The organism is Porphyromonas sp. KLE 1280, from assembly GCF_000700805.1.
Taxonomy (GTDB): Bacteria; Bacteroidota; Bacteroidia; order Bacteroidales; family Porphyromonadaceae; genus Porphyromonas; species Porphyromonas pasteri.
This window is the reverse complement of record NZ_KL362962.1, coordinates 648707-667854: the sequence shown is the minus strand read 5'-3', so window position 1 is coordinate 667854 and position 19148 is coordinate 648707. Positions and strand designations below refer to the sequence as shown.

At 55.7% G+C, this 19148-nt stretch carries 12 protein-coding genes; 4 read left to right on the top strand and 8 right to left on the bottom strand.

Going from position 1 to position 19148, the window contains the following annotated elements:
* The first annotated feature begins 297 nt into the window (after positions 1-297).
* From HMPREF1121_RS02565 to priA, 4 genes are read left to right on the top strand one after another with little or no spacing between them, the layout of a single operon-like run.
* Positions 298-888 carry a cob(I)yrinic acid a,c-diamide adenosyltransferase gene (locus HMPREF1121_RS02565; RefSeq protein WP_044114509.1) on the top strand — a complete coding sequence of 197 codons (591 nt, stop codon included), beginning with the start codon at positions 298-300 and terminating at the stop codon, positions 886-888.
* Positions 888-2387 (top strand): cobyric acid synthase, encoded by a 1500-nt coding sequence (locus tag HMPREF1121_RS02560; protein ID WP_044114508.1) that lies wholly within the window; start codon positions 888-890, stop codon positions 2385-2387. Before HMPREF1121_RS02565 ends, HMPREF1121_RS02560 begins: the two co-directional genes overlap by 1 nt.
* Positions 2384-3424, top strand: a complete 1041-nt coding sequence (locus tag HMPREF1121_RS02555; RefSeq protein WP_044114507.1) for an aminotransferase class I/II-fold pyridoxal phosphate-dependent enzyme — start codon at positions 2384-2386, stop codon at positions 3422-3424. The genes HMPREF1121_RS02560 and HMPREF1121_RS02555 overlap by 4 nt, the downstream gene beginning before the upstream one ends.
* Complete coding sequence (gene priA, locus HMPREF1121_RS02550; RefSeq protein WP_044114506.1) at positions 3421-5922, top strand: replication restart helicase PriA; 2502 nt, start codon at positions 3421-3423, stop codon at positions 5920-5922. Before HMPREF1121_RS02555 ends, priA begins: the two co-directional genes overlap by 4 nt.
* A gap of 80 nt (positions 5923-6002) precedes the next feature.
* Here the strand turns inward: priA and dnaG are convergent, their stop codons facing one another.
* The 8 genes from dnaG to HMPREF1121_RS08615 all read right to left on the bottom strand — a co-directional run bounded on the left by dnaG (position 6003) and on the right by HMPREF1121_RS08615 (position 19147).
* Positions 6003-8120 (bottom strand): DNA primase, encoded by a 2118-nt coding sequence (dnaG, locus tag HMPREF1121_RS02545; RefSeq protein WP_044114505.1) that lies wholly within the window; start codon positions 8118-8120, stop codon positions 6003-6005.
* A 26-nt stretch (positions 8121-8146) separates the two neighbouring features.
* Positions 8147-8881 (bottom strand): 3-deoxy-manno-octulosonate cytidylyltransferase, encoded by a 735-nt coding sequence (gene kdsB, locus HMPREF1121_RS02540; protein WP_044114504.1) that lies wholly within the window; start codon positions 8879-8881, stop codon positions 8147-8149.
* A 427-nt stretch (positions 8882-9308) separates the two neighbouring features.
* Entirely contained in the window at positions 9309-12548 is a 3240-nt protein-coding gene (gene carB, locus HMPREF1121_RS02535; RefSeq protein WP_044114503.1) for a carbamoyl-phosphate synthase (glutamine-hydrolyzing) large subunit, read from the bottom strand.
* Between the two features lie 25 nt (positions 12549-12573).
* Complete coding sequence (gene carA, locus HMPREF1121_RS02530; protein WP_044114502.1) at positions 12574-13647, bottom strand: glutamine-hydrolyzing carbamoyl-phosphate synthase small subunit; 1074 nt, start codon at positions 13645-13647, stop codon at positions 12574-12576.
* Between the two features lie 282 nt (positions 13648-13929).
* Positions 13930-15222, bottom strand: coding sequence for a methionine adenosyltransferase (gene metK, locus HMPREF1121_RS02525; RefSeq protein ID WP_044114501.1), 1293 nt, complete (start codon positions 15220-15222; stop codon positions 13930-13932).
* A gap of 674 nt (positions 15223-15896) precedes the next feature.
* Positions 15897-16229 (bottom strand): hypothetical protein, encoded by a 333-nt coding sequence (locus HMPREF1121_RS02520; RefSeq protein WP_009433017.1) that lies wholly within the window; start codon positions 16227-16229, stop codon positions 15897-15899.
* 217 nt (positions 16230-16446) lie between these two features.
* Positions 16447-17838, bottom strand: a complete 1392-nt coding sequence (gene nhaD, locus HMPREF1121_RS02515) for a sodium:proton antiporter NhaD (protein WP_044114500.1) — start codon at positions 17836-17838, stop codon at positions 16447-16449.
* A 40-nt stretch (positions 17839-17878) separates the two neighbouring features.
* On the bottom strand, positions 17879-19147 hold the full coding sequence (locus HMPREF1121_RS08615; protein WP_052353558.1) for a phosphatase PAP2 family protein: 1269 nt from the start codon (positions 19145-19147) through the stop codon (positions 17879-17881).
* Position 19148 lies beyond the last annotated feature (1 nt).

Genomic DNA, 19148 nt, shown 5'->3' with positions numbered 1-19148 from the left:
TCCAGAAAGTAGAGGTATTTCTCCAGAAAAGTAGAGGTATTTTCATTGAAAAGTAGAGGTATTTCTGAGAGAAAGTAGAGGAGTTTTTCCCAGCGGGTCATTGAAGAGGGTAGAGACGGGCTAATTGAAGGGCGAATGAATTGCTTTTGCTTTGCTCACAAGGTGCTTTGAGGAGCGGGCGTGAGTAGCGCTTCTTTCACTCGCTTGGTGAATGTCTTCGCACACGTGCTATACGGTGGAATTGCGCTATTTTTGTCGGGGCGATATCCGCCCAACCTCAAGCTTACACGACAAGTAATGGCAAGAATAATGACCAAAACCGGAGACAAGGGAACCACCGGAATATTCGGTGGCGAGCGAGTCCCCAAAGATGATCCACGTATCGAAGCTAATGGTGCGATGGACGAACTCAATGCCCACCTTGGATTGATAAGAGCCCACATCCCTACGGAAGATCCCCGTCACCGCTTCTTCGGCGAAGTGCAGATGCGCATCATGCAAGCCATGAGCCTTATCGCTACACGTAGCGAGCGCCGCGAAGAGAATCCCAATCACTTCGACCTGCAGTGGGTCGAGGAGTTGGAAGCTGAGACGGCACGCCTGATGGCTGAGATCCCAGAGAATGGCTTCTTCATCCTCCCGGGCGGCACGATCCTCTCGGCCGAAATGCAGCTGGCGCGCACCGTCGCACGACGTGCCGAGCGCCGCTTATGGACCTTGGAGCGACTGGATCCACTTCCCGAGGGGCTGATCCCTTGGGTCAATCGAATGAGCGACTGGCTCTTCGTCTCGGCCAAATGGGAGATGCATCAGCAGGGCTGGCCAGAAGATCGCTGGCAGGCCTTCAGCTACAAGCGCAAGAAAAAGCAGCCAGCCCCCGCTGAGTAATGGATAAGATCGAGAGCAAACGACTGGCACCGCTGATGCTCGTCGGCACAGGAAGTGACGTGGGGAAGAGCATCCTCACGGCGGGATTTTGTCGCATCTTCAAGCAAGATGGCTACAGCCCTGCACCGTTCAAAGCGCAGAACATGGCTCTAAACTCCTTCGTTACGCCCGAGGGATTAGAGCTGGGCCGTGCGCAAGCTGTGCAAGCAGAGGCCGCAGGCATCCCTTGTCATACGGACATGAATCCTGTGCTTCTCAAGCCCAGCTCAGATAAGACGTCCCAGGTCATCCTGCATGGGCGACCCATCGGCAATAAAGATGCGTACCAATACTTCCGTACCGTGGGGCGCGGTGAGCTTCGTGGCGAAGTGCATGCTGCCTTTGATCGCTTGGCTTCTCGCTACAACCCCATCGTGCTTGAAGGTGCAGGGAGTATCTCCGAGCTGAACCTCCAGGACTCGGACATTGTGAATATGCCGATGGCTGCGTATGCTGGCGCTCGGGTAATCCTTGTCGCCGACATCGATCGTGGAGGAGTCTTCGCCTCAGTCTATGGCTCGATCATGCTGCAGAAGCCTGAGTGGCGGGAGCTGATCGTAGGAGTCATCATCAATAAGTTCCGCGGTGACCTGCGTCTCTTCGACGAAGGGCGCCAGCTGCTGGAGTCACTTTGCGGCGTGCCTGTACTTGGAGTCGTCCCGTACATAAATGACGTGCACATCGAAGAAGAGGACTCCGTCGCGCTCTCCAAGCGTGCTTTCTCCGCTCAGCAGGGGAAGGTCAACGTGGCAGTCGTATTGCTTCGCTACATATCCAACTACACCGACTTCGCGCGCCTCGAGCAAGATGAGCGCGTTCATCTCTTCTATACGAACAATGTAGAGGAGCTGCAGCAGGCAGATATCATCATTGTGCCTGGGAGTAAGAGTACGCTCTCGGACCTCTATGAGCTGCGCCGCAACGGAGTAGCTCAAGCTATCATCCGTGCTCACCGTGCAGGGAAGACGATCCTCGGTATTTGTGGCGGGTATCAGATCTTAGGCCAAGAGGTTTACGACCCAGATGGGGTAGAGGGTGACTTGACTCGTCTGCCAGGCTTAGGCTTGCTCCCGATCGCAACGGAGATGGCTACCGAGAAGGTCACTACACAAGCGACCTTCACTCTTATCGGTAGCGACGTCCCCTGCAGTGGCTACGAGATCCATATGGGGAGAAGCCGTGTCGTAGATGGCTTCGACGCCTCGCCCTTAGTCAAGATGTCTGATGGCCGTCTTGAGGGCTACTGCGTCGGAGATCATTGCATGGGTACCTACCTGCATGGCATTCTCGACAATGAGATCTTTATCGAGCGACTGCTTCAGCCCTTCGCTGAGCGCCTTCATGAGCAAGCTGCGGGGCAAGACTATGCCACCTTCAAGGAAACTCAGTACGACAAGCTCGCCGAACATCTCCGCAAGCACGTCGATCTAGAGCGAATCTATCAGCTACTTGAGCGATGAGAGACGGACACGGCGATGACCTCCACCGCTACGAGCGGATACGTGCGAACTTCAGCTCAAATGTAACGAGCCTCACGGACCCCACTTCGCTGCGGGAATACCTCAGAGGCGAGATTGATCGTATTGGTTCGTACCCCGAGCCTACGGCAGCTTCGCTTGGGAAATCCCTTGCGAAGCATCACGGCTTAGCTGATGGCGAGGTGCTCGTGATAAGTGGTGCGACCGAAGGGATCTACCTCATCGCACAGGCTTATCGAGAGCTCGTACATTATTATAGCCCAGATCCGACCTTCAGTGAATATAGAGATGCGGGAAGACTCTTTGCGCGTGAGCAGCGTGAGCTGAAGACTTTCGAGCCCGGTCAAGATGCCCCTGCGGGAGTCTATTGGCTTTGCTCGCCGAATAACCCTACGGGGCAGGTCTATTCGCAGGACTTCTTAGAGTCACTTTGGAGTCGCTACCCGCAGATCTACTTCGTCATCGATAGCTCCTACAGCTACTTCACGGAGGCTACTCTTCCTGATCCCCAAGAAACCATACAGCGTTTCCCCAACGTCATCTTTGTCGCTTCTCTGACCAAGCGATATGCTATGCCGGGATTGCGCTTGGGATACGTGATGGCGTACAGTGAGGTCATTGACCGACTAAGCGAATATGCTGCACCGTGGTCGGTTGGATCGCTCGCCATCTCAGCAGGAGAATGGATCGTCCGTAATGACTTCCCGCACCTACTGGACCGACGTCAGCTTTTTGTAGAGAGTGAGCGTATATGGAATGCTATCAAGTCGCTCCCATACTTCGATCCTCAGCCGACAGATACGCACTTCTTCCTTGTGCGTTGTACTCATCCAGCGATAGGAAGTGGAGCCGAGCTGAAAGAGATCTTAGCGCAGCGCTACGGGCTTTTGGTTCGTGATGCGACGAACTTTGGCTACTCTTCCCCCACGATACGTATTGCAGCACAGCGCCCCGAGGAAAATGATCTTCTCATCGCTACACTCACCGAGCTCTCCTCTTCACTTAAGCTTACTTTATGATCCGAGTAGAGGTCATCATCCCCTTAGCCTTAGACGGGCTATTTAGCTATGCAGTTCCCGAGGTGCTTATTAGTGAAGCACCTGGATTCAGCGTGGGTTGTCGTGTCGTTGTGCCTTTTGGTGGCAAGCGATACTATACGGGGGTGGTCTTCTCTATGGATAAGGAGGCGGAGGTAACCGCTTGTAAGGAGGTCGAGCAAATCCTTGATGCCACTCCGATCATCCCCGAAGCTACGCTGAAGCAATGGGAATGGATGGCATACTATTATGCCTGTCCGCTGGGCTCCATCCTTCGAGATGCGCTCCCCTCAGGGCTACTTCCCGAGAGCAAGACGATGCTTTCGCTTGTGGAAGGCTTTGAGGCGGAAGACGCACTTCCTCCTGCGGAGCTACTGATCTTAGACACACTTGCCGAGAAGGGGGCGATGACGACGGAGCAACTGGAGCGACTTGTCGGCCGAAGACTTACTCGTCCGCTCCTCCATCTCATAGAGTTGGGAGCGGTATATACTGAGGAGGCGCTCCAGCCACGCTATCGTCCGAAGCTCGCCCGCTATCTTCGCCTTGCCCCCGAATATCAAGAAGATGAGGGAGCTCTCTCTACTCTCTTCGATGGACTTAACCGTGCGCCACGGCAAGCAGAGCTATTGATGGCCTTCCTTGAGGCGCTTCAAGAGACAGGACAAGATCATTCAGGCGCCTTACACCGCTCCGTCTTGCTCGAAGCCGTGCCAAAGAGCGAAGCACAACTACGTGCTCTCATTGAGAAAGGTATCTTGGAGCAGGTCTTAGAGCCTGTAAGCCGACTGCGAGCAGTGGAGCCTTCAAGCAGAGAATCCTCTATTGCTGATGTAGAGCCATTGATCCATCCCGTGACACTCTATTATGGGCATACGGCAGAGGATAAAGAACGCTATATCTTGGGGCAGATCACAGCGACGCTTGCTCGTGGTGGGCAGGTGCTCTATCTAACGTCTTCGGTGCATTCGGTCCCGTCAGCAGCTGGCTTTATGCAGCGACTTGCCGAGATCGCAGGAGCCAATTACTATCCCTATCATAGTCTCATCGGTGAGGCAGTGCGAGTGGAGACGTACCTTCGTCTCTCTAAGCTCGACAGTCCAGCCCTTGTCGTGGGGACACGTTCGGCTATATATGTACCGCTTCCTCGCTTATCTCTAGTTATCATTGACGAGGAGCAGGAGTATCTTTATAAGCAACAGCTCGTAGCTCCACGCTATCATGCTCGCGACGTCGCTCTCTGGCGAGCGCACCAATCAGGGGCTCAAGTGCTCCTTACTTCCCTTACTCCCTCGGCAGAAGTACTCTTCCATGCCCTGCGTGGAAAGTACCAGCTGCTACGTCCCGAGTCTTTCCCAGCGGAGACTAGTTCGCAATCCCAGCAGGTATTACCCACCATAGAGCTCATTGATCTTAAGCGCCTACGGCAGCTACGTGAGGTCGAGTGGGGACATACGCTGACGCCCTACCTTCTCGAAGAGATTCGCACCACGATAGCTCGAGGAAAGAAAGTGCTCCTCCTGCAGAATCGTCGAGGCTACTCTCCCTATGTGACGTGTGATGCCTGCCAAACCCACCTGCTGTGCCCGAACTGTGATGTGAGTCTTACTTATCATCGCACTCGTGCAGCCCTTCTCTGCCATTACTGTGGATACACCGCAGCACTACCCGAGGCTTGCCCGAGCTGTGGAGCCATTGAAGTCACGACAAAGTCTGGGCTTCGTCCTGCGCTTCGTCAAGTAGGCTATGGTATTGAGCGTGTGGAAGAGGAACTCAAGGAGAAGCTTCCCGCCTATGAAGTGCTGCGTATCGACAGCGATACCTTTTCATCGCAGAAGAAGCGTATGGAGCTACTCGAGCAGATCGAGTCGGGAAGTGCTGAAATCCTCTTGGGTACCCAGCTTATACGCAACCAGCCGATATGGGAGGGGATTGGCTTAATTGCCGTTGTACAGCTGGATGCCGTCTTGGGTGTACCAGACTTTCGCTCGGAGGAGCGTGCCTATCAGCTACTCCATCAGCTCAGACTTCGCTCCCGTGCTCCTCGGGAAGACTGTCCTCGCTACTTGACCCAAACGAGTAGTACCGAGCAAGCCTTCATCAAGGTACTGCAAGTAGGTGACTACGATACCTTCATCAACGAGGTACTCGCAGAGCGTGAAGCAACGAACTTCCCGCCATTCACTCGCCTAACGTACCTTTGGCTAAGAGGAAAGGATGAGCGCTTACTGGCCTCTGCAGCCTTAGTCCTCTCGCAGTATCTCAAGGGACTGCTCCCTAATGAGCGCGTAACGGATCCACAGATTCCCGATTTGGCTCGCTTGGAAGGCTACTACCAGAGGCAGATCGTCATACGTCGTCCTTTCCAGCAGTCCTACCGAGAGGAGCGCGCAGCCTTTGCTTCAGCACTACAGCAGCTACGGCTCTCCATGCCCGAGAGCAAGCGCTTGCAGATCTTCTTCGATGTAGATCCCCTCTAACTTCCTCGCGAAACGCTCCTATATAATAAGGGCGAAGGCTTACGATAAGCCTTCGCCCTTGTTGCTTCGATGTGGGGTAGTTATCCAATGATTGTACGCTCACCGAGGAGATCGGAGAGGCGACGCTTTTGGACATTGAGGCGCGTGATCTCGGTCATGCATTCGAGGATCTTTGTGCTGTCTCCTGCTCGCTGGGCTTGCTTGATCTCCTGATGTAGCCCGTCAATGAATCGCACTAAGAGCGCCATCTTATAGCTGTTGCAGGCGCGTAGGGCAAGTGAACCCAAGTAGCGAGCTTCTTTGCGGGCTTCTTCTTCGCGCTCTTCCTCTTCGCTGAGGATGCGGGAGGAGAAGGAGCTACCAGCACCACCGATGTGGAGATCTTGGTCAGGACGATACTCCAAGAGATCACTCTCTGCAAGGAGGGCTGTCGTGATCTCTCGGAGGGGCGCCTCTGGATGGTTGGCAAAGTAAGTCGCAGGGGAGATCTGCTTCTCAAGGCACTCACTGCGAAGCTCAGTCATGAAGCGGGCAAAGAGTGGGGAATACTCTTGGTCTGCGCCGACCATGATGAGCTCGCGCTCGATGAAGTAGCTGAGGATAAAAGTAGCGTCTTGCTCGGGATAAATCTCGTCTTCGAACTCTGGAGTACCTAAGCCCTTGGGGATGATGATCTCACGATCGCTGTAGAGTAGGAGCAGCTGCATGAGTTCACGCTCAAAGGGCTTGATGCTTTCCTCGACGACCAGCGGGCTGAGATATTCGTCGGATGACGGAGCTGGCTCGGAAGGTATCGGCTCCGTGAAGGGCGGAGGAACTGGTGCAGATGGAGTCGGGGGAGCGACTGGCGCTGTACGCTGCGGAGAGGTGAAGCCCTGAGCTGTCACGCCTTGACGTCGGAGCTTATTGACCTCGGACTGTAAGAGCTCTTCGCTCATCCTCAGAGCTGTCGAAGAGCTTTGTATCAGTACGGCACGCTGGATGGTGTCAGGGATGAGTGCGATGCTGCGCATGATGTCGGATATCAGCTCAGCTCGGCGCAGAGGATCCCGCTCCATCTCCTCGTGATAGAGGTCGATCTTGAAGTGGATGAAGTCCGTCTCGTGCTCATCCAAATAGGCTTGTAGCTCGGTATTGCTGTGGCTACGTGCGAAGGAGTCGGGGTCTTCGCCATCGGGCAGGAGCACGACCTTGATGCGGAAGCCTTCCTCCAGCAGGAGGTCAATACCACGTAGGGCAGCCTTGATCCCCGCGGCATCACCGTCGTAGAGCACGGTGATGGTCGTGGTGAAGCGACGAATAAGGCGTATCTGATCGATCGTGAGGGCTGTCCCCGAAGAGGAGACGACGTTCTCAATCCCCGCCTGATACATGGATAGGACGTCGGTGTAGCCTTCGACGAGATAGCACTTGCCGAGCTTGGAGATCGCGCTCTTTGCCCAATAGAGGCCGTAGAGCTCACGGCTCTTTGAGTAGATGAGGCTCTCGGGGGAGTTGACGTACTTGGCTGTCTTAGCCGTCTTACTCATCACGCGTCCACCGAAGGCAACATAGCGCCCACTGAGGTTGCGCACAGGGAAGATGACGCGCCCACGGAAGCGGTCGATAGCCTTGCCGGGGTGGTCTTCGTATTCGATGGAGAGCCCGACTTCGGCGAGGCGCTTCAGTGGATAGCCCGATTTGATGGCTTGCTCCGTGAAGGCAGTCTTCGACTCGTGGGCGTAGCCGAGGCCGAAGCGCTCGATGGTCTCAGGGCGGATACCACGCTCGCGGAAGTAGGCAAGCCCCACTGTACGCCCTTCCTCGGTCTCGGTAAGCTGCGTCTGGAAGTACTTCGCTGCGTAGTCATTGATGATGAAGAGACTCTCACGCTCGCTATTGCGCTGCTTCTCTTCTTCGCTCTCCTCGCGCTCGATGACCTCGATATTATACTTCTTTGCCAGGTACTTGAGCGCATCCGAATAGGAGAGCTGCTCGTGCTTCATGATGAAGTTCAGCGGCGTACCGCCTTCGCCACAGGAGAAGCACTTGCAGATATTCTTAGCAGGATTGACGTAGAAGGAGGGATTCCTATCGCTATGGAAAGGGCATAGCCCGACGTAGCTCACACCTTGGCGGCGTAGGCTGATGAAGTCGCTGACGACATCGAGGATCTGTGCGGAGTCGAGGATGCGCTGTCGGGTCTGCTGATCGATCACGGTCGGGAGGAGGCTATGGGGAGGGATTAGAGTGGAAGGCGCTTGAGGTCTTCGGGCGTATCGATACCGATGGACTCTTGGTCAGAGAGCATGACGCGGATACGCAGGCCAGCCTCGAGCCAACGGAGCTGCTCGAGACGCTCGCTCTCCTCCAGTGGGGAGGCGGGAAGGCTCTGTATCGTCGGGAGGACGTGGGTGCGGAAGGCGTAGAGCCCGATGTGCTTGAGGAAGGTATGTTCCTTCGCCCAAGGCCCTTCGACTGAGCGGAGATAGGGGATGACTGAGCGACTGAAGTAGAGTGCGTAGCCCGTGGAGGTACTACGCACGAGCTTGACGGCGTTTGGGTTGGCCAGCTCTTCGTTGGTCGCCGTGGAGGGGAAGGGCTGGGCTAAGGTCGCCAGATCTACCGAGGGGTCGTCGAAGGCCGAGATAAGAAGGCGGATCTGCTCGTCGGCGATGAAGGGCTCATCTCCCTGTAGATTGATCAAGACATCTGCGGGCTCTTCGAGGAGTTGATAGGCCTCGAGGCAGCGCTCGGTGCCCGACTGGTGCTCAGGCGAAGTCTTCACGGCGCGATAGCCCCGCTCGGTGACCGTGGAGAAGATCCGCTCATCGTCGGTGGCGACGATGACATCGGGGCACACTGCGAGGGCGCGCTCTACGACACGGATGATCATAGGCTTGCCCCCGATATCTACGAGGGGCTTACCAGGGAATCGGGTCGAGGCGTAGCGGGCGGGGATGATGGTCAGGATGCGCATAGCTTGAAGTTGCTTGATTGTCTTGTAGTCGGTGAAGCCTCTGCGGACTCACTGTACAAAGATACTATCATTCGTGGAGCATCTCGTAGTGCGGGCTGATGTCGTACCGAGGCGAGTACGAAGCGAGCGCATGCCCGTCGTTTTATCGCGTGAGAGAAGGCAAATAGGAGCGCCCATAGCTTCGCTCTATATGCGCAAAGAAACTTTCGCATATACGCAGGGAAATTTCTGTATATGCAGAAATAAATTTCCGTATACACGAAAAAATATTTCCGCATATACGAGAATTTATCGCCGTATATTCAGCGTCTTCTCTGCGGGTATGACTGCGCCTTTTTTGACTCCCTCTCCCCAGTCTGAAAGACCATCCCCCTGAAGCGCTCTGAGGAGCCTCCAGGGGGATGGGTTATTAGGGAGAGCCTTGCTCTTACTTGTACTCGGCCCAGCTCTTGATCTGCAGATCCTCGATGGGGAGCGTGCAGAAGGCGGTGATGAAGGCCGAAGCCAGACGAGCGTTGGTCAGCAGCGGGATGTTGAGGTCAATGGCCGCGCGACGCAGACGGTATCCGTTGGTGAGCTCGCCAGCGGTGAGGTTCTTATTGATGTTCACCACCATGTCGATCTTGCGCTCATGCAGGAGGTCGAGGGCTTGGGGCTGCTTCCCTTCATCGGTAGGCCAGAAGACCAGCGTGGAGGGGATGCCGTTCTCAGCCAGCATGTCGTGCGTGCCCTGTGTAGCGTAGAGCGCATAGCCCTTGTTGTGCAGGAGCTGTGCTGCATCAAGCATGTCGACCTTCTGCTTGTAGCCACCCGTGGAGAGGAGGACGGAGCGCTGGGGGATGCGGTAGCCGACGGAGAGCATTGACTTCAGTACGGCCTCGTTGGTGTCGTCACCGAGGCAACCGACTTCACCCGTACTCATCATGTCGACACCGAGTACAGGGTCGGCCTTCTGTAGGCGAGCGAAGGAGAACTGCGACGCCTTGATCCCTACATAGTCGAGGTCGAAGGCGCTCTTATTGGGCTTCTCGACTCGCTGCCCGAGCATGATGCGCGTGGCCAGCTCGATGAAGTTAATCTTCAGCACCTTGCTCACGAAGGGGAAGCTGCGTGAGGCGCGGAGGTTACATTCGATGACCTTGATCTCGTTGCCCTTAGCGAGGAACTGGATATTGAACGGCCCCGAGATGTGCAGCGCTTCGGCGATCTGGCGGCTGATGCGCTTGATGCGGCGTACCGTCTCGACGTAGAGCTTCTGACCTGGGAACTGAATCGTAGCGTCGCCTGAATGCACCCCTGCGAACTCGATATGCTCGCTGATGGCGTAGGCGACGATCTCGCCGCGCTGGGCTACGGCGTCGATCTCGACTTCCTTAGCATGCTCGATGAACTGGCTTACCACGACGGGGTGCTCCTTAGAGACATCAGCAGCCAGCTCGAGGAAGCGGTAGAGCTCTTCTTGGTTGGAGCAGACATTCATCGCTGCTCCCGAGAGGACGTAGCTGGGACGCACTAGCACGGGGAAGCCAACCTCGGAGATGAACTGGTCGATATCCGAGAGGCTCGTCAGCTCCTGCCAGCGGGGCTGGTCGATGCCGAGCTCGTCGAGCATGGCGGAGAACTTGTGACGGTCCTCTGCATTATCGATGTCCTCAGCCTGCGTCCCGAGGATGGGGATGCGCTGCGAGTGGAGCTTGAGAGCGAGGTTATTGGGGATCTGTCCGCCTGTAGAGAGGATGACACCGCGTGGCGTCTCCAGATCAAGGATGTCAAGCACGCGCTCGAAGGTCAGCTCATCGAAGTACAGACGGTCGGTGATATCGTAGTCCGTGCTGACGGTCTCGGGATTATAGTTGATCATCACCGAGCGGTAGCCTTGTTCGCGGATCGTCTGCAGTGCATTGACGCCACACCAGTCGAATTCTACCGAGCTCCCGATGCGGTAAGCACCTGAGCCTAGGACGACGACGGAGCGTCCGTCTCCCTCATAGTTGATATCGCTGTGCGTGCCGCTATAGGTGAGGTAGAGGTAGTTCGTCTCTGCGGGATATTCGGCTGCAAGCGTATCGATCTGCTTGACGACGGGGACGATGCCCAGCTGCTTGCGCTGGGAGCGCACGGCAAGGGCTTCCTTGTCCCCAGCCTTCACACCCTTATCTGCGAGGACGAAGCGTGCGATCTGGAAGTCGGAGAAGCCCTGACGCTTGGCGCGAAGCAGGAGCTCGTAAGGGAGCTTATCGATAGCGGCTACTTCGCCGAGGCGCTGGGAGGTGCGGACGATACTCTGGAGCTTGTCGAGGAACCAGCAGTCGATCTTCGTCAGCGCATGGATTTGCTCGATGGTATATCCTGCGTGCAGTGCCTGACTGATGGCGAAGACACGCGTGTCGGTGGGTGCCTTGAGAGCTTTATCCAGCTCGTCAGTGGGGATCTCCTTCGTGTTGTTGCCTACGAAGCCGTGCATACCTTGGCCGATCATACGCAGGCCCTTCTGCATCGCTTCCTCGAAGGTACGACCGATAGCCATGACTTCCCCGACGGACTTCATGCTACTGCCGAGCTCGCGAGATACGCCGTGGAACTTCCCTAAGTCCCAGCGAGGGATCTTGCACACGACATAGTCCAGTGCAGGCTCGAAGAAGGCGGGGGTAGTGCGCGTCACGGAGTTCTTCAGCTCAAAGAGCCCGTAGCCTAAGCCAAGCTTAGCAGCGACGAAGGCCAGCGGATAGCCCGTAGCCTTAGAGGCCAAGGCCGAGGAGCGTGATAGGCGTGCATTGACCTCGATGACACGATAGTCTTCGCTCTCGGGATCGAGGGCGTACTGCACATTACATTCCCCGACGATGCCGATGTGGCGCACGATGCGGATAGCGATCTCGCGGAGCTTGTGGTATTCATTATTTGTCAGCGTCTGCGAGGGAGCGACGACGATACTCTCACCTGTATGGATACCGAGCGGGTCGAAGTTCTCCATATTACAGACGGTGATACAGTTGTCGTAGCAGTCACGGACGACTTCGTACTCGACTTCCTTCCAGCCCTTGAGGCTCTTCTCTACGAGGACCTGAGGGGAGAAGGCGAAGGCCTTACTACATAGCTCGTCAAGCTCAGCTTCGTTGTCGCAGAAGCCGCTACCCAAGCCACCGAGAGCGTAGGCGGCACGGATGATGACGGGATAGCCCAGTTCTTGGGCCGCACGGCGTGCATCTTCGGTCGTCTCTACGGCATGGCTCTGGATCGTCTTGACGCTGATCTCATCGAGCTTGCGAGCGAAGAGGTCACGGTCTTCGGTATTCATGATGGCTTCGACGGGAGTACCCAGTACCTCGACATTGTACTTCTCGAGGACGCCGCTCTGATGAAGCGCTACACCGCAGTTGAGCGCTGTCTGTCCCCCGAAGGCAAGGAGAATGCCCTGAGGGCGCTCCTTCTCGATGACCTTCTCGATGAAGAAGGGGGTGACGGGGAGGAAGTAGATCTCGTCAGCAATGCCTTCGGAGGTCTGTACCGTGGCGATGTTGGGGTTGACGAGTACGGTGCGTATCCCCTCTTCGCGCATGGCCTTGAGTGCCTGTGAGCCGGAGTAGTCAAACTCACCAGCTTCACCGATCTTCAGGGCTCCCGATCCGAGGAGCAGTACCTTCTGTATCTTATTCTTGTCGATCATTGTCTCGTGCTATTGGGAGGGGTAATTAAAGCAGGTTGAGGAACTCCTCGAAGATGAAGAGCGTATCGGTCGGGCCACTGCAGGCCTCGGGGTGGAACTGAGCAGAGAAGAAGGGCAGGCGCTCGTGGCAGATCCCTTCGTTCGTGCCGTCATTGAGGTTGACATACTTCTCACGCCAGCCCTCGCCGAGCGTGGAGGCATCTACGGCATAGCCGTGATTTTGGCTGGTGATGAAGCAGCGGCTCGTACCTACCTCGCGTACAGGCTGGTTGTGGCTACGGTGTCCGTACTTCATCTTGCTGATCTTTGCTCCTGCAGCTGCGGCGAGGAGCTGATTGCCCATGCAGATCCCGCAGATAGGCTTCTCCTTAGTGAAGGCCTTGCGGATGTGCTCGACGGTGACACTACACTTATTGGGGTCGCCAGGGCCATTCGAGAGGAAGAGCCCGTCGAAATCAATCTGATTGAAATCATAGTCCCAGGGTACGCGGTAGAGCGTGATCTCTGGACGGATGAGGTTGCGGACAATATTGTTCTTCGCACCGCAGTCTACGAGCACGACCTTCTTAGGTCCGTTACCATAGATCGTGACTTCTTTGGGTGAAGCTTCAGCTACAAGATTACGTGCGTTGGGGTCATCAAAGGGGATATCTTCACCGCCCTCGAGGAGGATCTTCCCCTTCATCGAGCCCTTTTCGCGAAGGGTCTTAGCGAGCTCACGCGTATCAATGCCCGTGAGACCGAAGACCTTCTCACGGCGTAGCCAGTTACCGAGCGAGCCCTCGGAGTTCCAGTGGCTGTACTCCTCGGAGTAGTCAGAGACGATGATCCCCAAGGGATGTATCTCATCGCTCTCGCGGAAGAAGGCTATACCGTTTTCATCGTGCTTGGGAGAGGGGACGCCGTAGTTGCCCACGAGAGGATAGGTCATCACGAGGATCTGGCCTCGGTAGCTGGGGTCCGTAAAGCTCTCGGTGTAGCCCGTCATGGCGGTGTTGAAGACAACCTCGCCTGCTACGGGGGCTTCGTAGCCGAAGGAATACCCCTCGAAGCGACTGCCGTCATCGAGGATTAGGGTAGCTCTCTTGTAGTCTTGCATAGGATGGATACTTTGTGAGAATGTAGTGTAGAAGGGATTGCTCGAGGCTTTTATAAAGAGAAAAGCCGTCTACCAAGCAGAGCTTGACATACGGCTTTCTTATATCTTGTGTCGCTCGTGGGGAGCGAAGACCTCAGTATCATTGACGTGATTAGTGATGCTACGCAGGGCCTCTTTAGCTCTGCTTTGCACGCAAAGATAGCTAAAAAAGCGGAACCGCCTCGCTCCTTGCTCCACGATCGAAGTGGTAGCGAGAGGGGCGAGGTGGTGTCGATAGGGGGATTAGAGTCCGAAGCGCTGGCGGAGCGTGTCTACGTAGTCCAGCTTCTCCCAGGTGAAGAGCTCGACTTCGTGGGCGACATTGCCACGGCTATTCGTTGAGAAGTACTTTGTGACCTTGCGAGGCTCGCGGCCGAAGTGTCCGTAGCTGGCTGTCTCACGATAGATAGGAGCACGGAGCTTGAGACGCTGCTCGATAGCATAGGGGCGGAGATCGAAGACCTCGTCTACAAGCTTGGCGATCTCTGCATCGCTGAGGGAGATGTGGCTTGTCCCATTGGTGTTGACGAAGATGCTGATTGGCTCAGCGACCCCGATGGCGTAGGCGAGCTGTACGAGGACTTCGTCAGCGACGCCAGCAGCGACGAGGTTCTTCGCGATGTGGCGAGCAGCATAGGCTGCAGAGCGGTCTACCTTAGAGGGGTCCTTGCCCGAGAAGGCACCACCACCATGGGCGGCCTTACCACCGTAGGTGTCGACGATGATCTTACGCCCCGTGAGTCCGGTATCTCCATGGGGCCCGCCGATGACGAACTTACCCGTGGGGTTGACTAAGAGCTTCGTCTCACTGTCGAAGGCACGCTGTACATCCTCGGGGTAGCGCGCTAAGACACGAGGCAGGAGTACGCGACGGATATCCTCCGTGATACGTGCCTGCATCTCAGCATCAGCGATAGCCTGCGCTTCGGCAGTCGCATCAGCAGGCTGGATGAAGTCGTCGTGCTGGGTGCTGATGACGATCGTGTCGATACGCAGGGGCTTACCTTCCTCAGAGTACTCTACCGTCACCTGGCTCTTAGCGTCGGGGCGGAGGTAGGGCATGAGGTGAAGCTCTTCCTTGCGAATGCGAGCGAGTTCCTCCAGGAGGGCATGGGAGAGATCGAGGGTAAGAGGCATCAGAGAGGGAGTCTCACGGCAAGCATAGCCGAACATGATACCCTGGTCACCTGCACCCTGCTCCTCGGGGGCGGTGCGCTCAACCCCGCGGTTGATGTCGGCACTCTGCCCATGGATGGCTGAGAGTACGCCGCAGCTATCGGCATCGAAGCAGTAAGCGCTCTTGTTGTAGCCGATCTCGCGGATGACGTCACGCGCGATGTCCTGCAGCTCTACATAGGCGTCGCTCTTGACTTCGCCTGCCAGCACGACTTGTCCCGTCGTGACGAGCGTCTCGCACGCTACCTTGGAGTGCGGGTCAAGCGCCATGAAGTGGTCAAGGATGGCATCCGAGATCTGGTCGGCTACTTTGTCGGGATGTCCTTCTGAGACGGACTCAGAGGTGAAGAGATAACTCATCTTATATTGGTTGAATGGGTTGGTTAAATATGTCTCGTACCCTTAGGTGGATGCAAAAAGACCTCAGTTGTTTTAGGGAGGCAACCAAGGTCGAAGCGCTAAGTCTGTCGTAAGGGATGGGAGCTAAGGTATTGGCTCTATCTGGACGACGGGTTTAGCATTTTTTTCTCGTGGTTGCAAGCATCTCAAATCTATCCACGTCCCACCGATGGGGCACTATTTTCGCCTGCAAAGTTAACCTTTTTCTTGTTATTTCACCTCCGTAGTGTAAAGAGTGTAGCGGCTCCGTATCAAAATGCGAGGGGTATATCGTGCCTGTTTCTACCACGAAAAAGTAGGTGCTTTGGTGAGATAGTCCCCTAAGAAGCGGAATGTCGTTCCTATCTGATATTCTTCCCCTTGTACTTGTAGTGGTGTGAACCTATATTGCTTGCTGCTCCGACCTATATAGGTCGACGCTGTGACCTATATAGCTTCGCAGGCTGACCTATATTGGTCAGCCCATCGACCAATATAGGTTGATACGACCCCTTCAGGGATGTGCTTCAGAATAGCCTATAGGAGAGGGCTGATGACAAGCTCTTGCCCGATTCCAAAAGGAAACGCCCTGCTCGCACAGATGTGCGGGCAGGGCGCCGTCCTCTTCTTAGAAGAGATAGATCTGTGGAAGTGATTTACTTCTTCTTACAGCAAGACTTCGTGGAGTCTTGCTTCGTCATATCTTGGCGCTTACAGCAAGATTTTTTGCTGTCCTTCGAGTGCTTGCCTTCAGCTTTGCAGCAGGACTTTGTCGAGTCTTGTACTGCAGCGTGGTGTGCTTCGCATACCTTAGCTCCTTCGGGTGTCGAGCAGGCTGCACCTGCTTTGCAGTCACACTGCTTGCTCTTGCCTGAGCAGCATTTGGCTGTAGCTTCCTTCTTTACTGAGTCCGTCTTGGTGGGGCTTTGGGCGGAGAGGCTGGTGCCGAGCGCGAAGATACACGCTGCAGCGAGGATGAACTTCTTCATTATTCTTGGTAATGAATTATGTAATGAGTGATTAGAAATTATCTAAGGACAAAGGTAGTGAAATTGCTTAGCCGTGTTATCCTATTGGTAAATGGAGCCATTGATGCTATGTATAATGATACTATGAAAAACAATGAGGGAGCGGGTGACCTTCTTCCCTTGGAGAAGAAGGTCACCCGCTCCCTGTGTATGGTATGCTTTTGGGCGCAAATTGAAGCTAAAAGATGAGCGAGATGAGCTGGTAGACTACAGCCCCAGAGATATAACCAGCAAGAGCAAGCAGACTGAAGCGCTTGAAGTAGTAGCCGAAGCTGATTCCTTCGAGCCCCATCACTGTCACGCCTGTCGCCGAACCGATGATCAGCAGGCTACCACCTGTGACGGCACAGTAGGCGAGGAAGACCCAGAAGGAGCCATTGACGACGAAGGGTGTGATCGCCCCCGATGTCTCCAGCGGATACATACCCAGGACAGCGGCCACAAGGGCAACGTTGTCCAGCATGGAGGAGAGTACCCCGATGATAGCAGCGAGCAGACCCGTATTGGGAATGAGGGCTGTGACGCGAGTGGAGGCTGCGGCGAGTTGTCCGCCTTCGATCAGTGCCGCTACGGACATCAGGATGCCGAGGAAGTAGAAGATCGTAGTGAGGTCAGCATGATTGAGGAGGGTCGTGACACGGAGCTCAGTTGCATTCTCAAGGCGCTTCTTGAAGCGGAAGAACATCAGTTCAGTGTAGATCCACACGATGACCAGACCAAAGATAACCCCCATGAAGGCGGGTACATCGAAGAAGGTCTGCCAGATAGGTACGAGCATCAGCGAGACGATCCCCAGGACGAGGACGATGATACGCGCATGCTGAGGGAGGATATCATCCAGTGAGTCTTCGGGGACATCTGGTAGGGCACGTAGCTGAGCATTCTTCTTGAAGAGGAAATAGTGCGCCAGAAGAGTAGGGACCACCATGTTCACGAAGGCGGGGATGACGAGGTGGAAGATCTGGTAGTATGGCGTGATGCGACTGTTGTTCCACAGCAAGAGGGTCGTCACGTCACCGATAGGCGACCAAGAGCCCCCTGCATTACAGGCGATGATGCTGATACAGGCATACTTCATTCGGTCCGTGGTGTCGGGGACAAGACGACGCAGGATAGCGATGATGACGATCGCAGCAGCGAGGTTGTCCAGGAATGCCGAGAAGAAGAACGAGGCAATAGCTACACGCCACAGCAGCGCACGCTTATTCGTCGTAGCGACGATCTTAGCCACGGACTTGAAGCCCCCGTAGGTATCGATCGTATTCACAAGGACCATCGAGCTGAGGACGAAGAAGAGCGTACTCGAGACGTCACCGAGGTGCTCTGTGAGCTTGAGGGAGAGGTAGTCGGATAGGCCTCTCTCTTCGGCTGGCGAGAGAGCGCAGGAGGAGAGGAACTTATGAAAGCCCTCTGTCACTGAGGCAATATCGGTGTCGATGAGTAGGATGGCCCAAAGCACGACGGCTGTGAGCAAAGCCGTAGCGGTCTTGTTGATCTTGATTTGCTCTTCGAGAGCAATGCCGATGATCCCTAAGATGAAGATCACGGGCATGAGGTAATACCAACTCATAGAATAATAGGATTGTAAGTGAGTAAAGGGCGAGGAGGGATCAGAGGTAGACCTCCAGCGCCGTGCCCCCATAGAACGAGACGGGACTAAGTCCGTAGGTCCGCTGAGGGGTAGTCAGGTGATAGGACGAAGGGTAGTAGTCCAGCCCGAGGGGTAGGCGCAGACCAAGCTCCTTCGTGAAGCGCCAGCGAGGCGCCAGTTCGATACCCATGCCCACCGAGCTCGCTGGCATATACAGCGCAGGCTCATGGGCTGGGAATGTAGTAGCCCGCCCTACGTGCTTGCGAAGTGCAGCCGAGGCGGATGCCGAGATATGAAAGCCTCGCCATAGGCGTAGGTCACGCCCGAGGCCTAAGCGTAGGGATAGGTAGCGGTCTTGAGCACTGCGTCCCAGACCATCGCCTCCCTCCTGAGCGCGGAAGGTGGATAGACCCACATTCCCCTTTAGGTATAGAGGCCACTTCGGGGGAGTGTACTCGACGCCCAGCGCAGCATGTCGCCCCTGGAGGCTCCATGTACCTTCGCCCTGCGAAGGGGTAGCGCTTAGCGTAATGGGGGCATAGAGACGGAGGTGAGGAGTAGGCTCCTCATTGTAGTACTTCAGTTGACGTCCTGTGCTGCCAAAGAGGCGGTCGCTTATCCAGTAGCCGATGTGCCCTGAGAGGATGCCAAGTCCAGCCCCCGTGACGACATCACCGATCCAGTGGCGGTTATTGAGGATTCGCCCCAGCCCCGTGATAGAGGCGAGTCCGTAGCTTACGGGAGGAAGCCATGGATAGCGCTCGCCATACTCCAAGCTCAGTAGCGTCGCTGAGGTAAAGGCCATAGCGGTATGCCCTGAGGGGAAGGAGTTTCGAGACGATCCGTCAGGGCGTCTTACACGGGCGGTGTACTTAATAGCCGAGGTGACAGCGAGCATCGTAGCCGTAGCAGCGACATCAGCAGTGAGCACCTGCCAAGGTGATTTACTTATACCCTCTACACCCGCAATGCGCAGGCCAAGTTGGGCTGCTAATGGGGCGAACTGGAGGTAGTCATCGTAGTGGTGACGGAAGTGAGGATAGTGCCCGTAGCGTATCGTGCGTATCTGCTCGTTGTGAATATTCTGCACCACTCCTATACCTACGAGTGGAGCTGCACTGAGCGCCCCCTGTAGGAGGAGTTGATTCGTTTTCTGCACATTGCTCAGCGTGTCGGGACGATATGCGGTTGTCGCCGTGTAGCTGAGCGTATCGGCTACACTCTGCGCTTCAGAGGGGAGAGCCGTGAGGAGGGATAGTAGAGCGAGTAGATAGGCTTTTTTATTCATA